Below are 2,201 nucleotides of genomic sequence, written 5' to 3'. Positions count from 1 at the left end.
GAACCCGACGTATAAATCACATACGCCGGATGCGCAGCCAACACCGAAGACAACCGATCACCATCGCCCAGGTCTCCGCTGTCCCGGCCGGCCACGGCGTGGCGGACTTCGGGATCATCGAGCAGAAGGTGCCGTGCGGTGCTGTTCTGGGGCAGCGAACCCACGGTCGCCGCTTCCGCCAGGACCAGAACGGGTTCGGCGTCCGCGAGCATGTACGCGATTCGGTCCGCCGGGTACTCCGGGTCCACCGGCACATAACCTGAGCCACTCTTCAGCACCGCGAGCAGCGCCACGACGAGGTCCACCGACCTCGGCAGCGCCACCGCCACCAGGCGCTCCGGCCCCGCGCCGCATGCCACCAGATGACGGGCCAGACGATTCGCCCGGGCGTTCAGTTCCCCGTAGCTCAGCTCGACTCCGCCGCTGACGACGGCCGGCGCCTCCGGAGTCAGCACCACCTGCGCCTCGATGAGCTCCGGCAACGGCGCGTCCGGAACCTCGGTCACAGCCCTGTTCCACGCGGTCAGGATCTGCTCGCGTTCGTCGGGCCCCAGCAGTTCGATCTCGCTCACCCGCAGGTCGGGTTCGACAACGACCCCTCGCAGTACGCGTATCAGGCGGCCCGCAAGACTCCGGACGGTGGTCTCCGCGAACAGATCCGTCCGGTAGTCCAGCCGTCCCTCGAGACCCGTGGGACTCCCGTCGACACCGTGGGTCTCCCCCAGGCTCAACGACAGGTCGAATCTCGCCGCTGAGCCGTGAACCTGTTCAGTCCGCACGCTCAGGCCAGGCAGATCAAGCTCCGGATCGGCGACGCTCTGGACCGTGAGCATCACTTGGAAGAGGGGGTGGCGGGCCATGGAGCGTGCCGGGTTGAGGATCTCCACCAGGCGCTCGAACGGCACGTCCTGATGGGCGAACGCAGCCAGGTCCGCTTCCCGGACCCGTTCGAGGACTTCACGGAAGGTCGGGTCGCCCGACAGGTCGGTCCGCAGGACCAGCGTGTTCACGAAGAACCCGACGAGATCGTCGAGGGCGTCGTCGGTACGGCCCTCGACGGGGGTACCGATCGGGATGTCCTGCCCGGCGCCCATCTTCAACAGCAGGACCGCCAGCACAGCCTGGACGGTCATGAACACACTGGCGCCGCAGGAGCGGGACAGCTCCACCAGCCGGTCATGCACTTCGGCCGGTACGTGCACGTCCACTGAAGCGCCCTCGTGCGACGCGACCGCGGGGCGCGGGTGGTCGACCGGGAGCTCCAGTTGCTGGGGCACCTCGGCCAGGGCCTGCTTCCAGTAGGCGATCTGGGCCGCGATCACGCTGTCCGGGTCGTCCTCGCTGCCGAGGAGCTCGCGCTGCCACAGCGTGTAGTCCGCGTACTGCACCTCGAGCGGCTGCCACGCCGGGGCATGTCCCTGGCAGCGGGCCGCGTACGCCTGCGAGAGATCCTTCGCCAGCGGCGCCATGGACGAGCCGTCCGCCGCGATGTGGTGGACCACCAGCACGAGGACCCACTGGTTGGGTTCGTCGGTGACCTCGAGCAGACGCACCCGCAACGGCAGGTCCCGCTCCAGATCGAACCCGGCACCCGTCACCTCCGCCACCACCGCGGCAACGTCACCAGCCGACACGGCCTCCACGACGATCTCGGGAACACCCCCGGCGCCCTGCCGGATCTCCTGCCGCGGCTCCCCGTCCACCTGCGGAAACACCGTCCGCAGACTCTCGTGCCGGCCCGCGACGTCGCCCAGCGCAGCCCGCAGCGCCTCCACGTCCAACGCACCCGTCAGCCGCAGCACGAGCGGAATGTTGTACGTCGCCGAAACACCCTCGAGCTGACCCAGGAACCACAGACGGCGCTGCGCGAACGACACCGGAACAACCGCCGGCCGCACCCGCCGCCCCAACGGCTCGCGGACCCGACCACCCTCACCGAGCCGATCCACCAACCCGGCGACCGTCGGGGCCTCGAACATGGACCGGATGCTCACCTCCACCCCGAGGACCGTCCGGATCCGGCTCACGAGTCGGGTCGCCAGCAGCGAGTGCCCGCCCAACTCGAAGAAACCGTCATCGACCGACACCGATTTCACGCTCAGGACTTCGGCGAAGAGACCGCACAGGATCTCCTCCCGCGGTGTTCGCGGTGCCCGCCCAGACGCATCCGAGGTGTACTCGGGAGCCGGCAATGCCCGCCG

Annotated in this window: 1 protein-coding gene; it reads right to left on the bottom strand. The window is 69.0% G+C overall.

The features are described 5' to 3' along the window. Positions 1 to 2,087: condensation domain-containing protein (locus ABZ858_RS37130; RefSeq protein WP_361389431.1), on the bottom strand; the 2,087-nt coding region annotated here is incomplete at its 3' end. Positions 2,088 to 2,201 lie beyond the last annotated feature (114 nt).

Origin of the sequence: Streptomyces sp. NPDC047017 (assembly GCF_040644175.1) — a bacterium.
Classification (GTDB): domain Bacteria; phylum Actinomycetota; class Actinomycetes; order Streptomycetales; family Streptomycetaceae; genus Streptomyces.
Note: the sequence above shows the minus strand (reverse complement) of the source record. Positions and strands in the feature narration are given on the sequence as shown.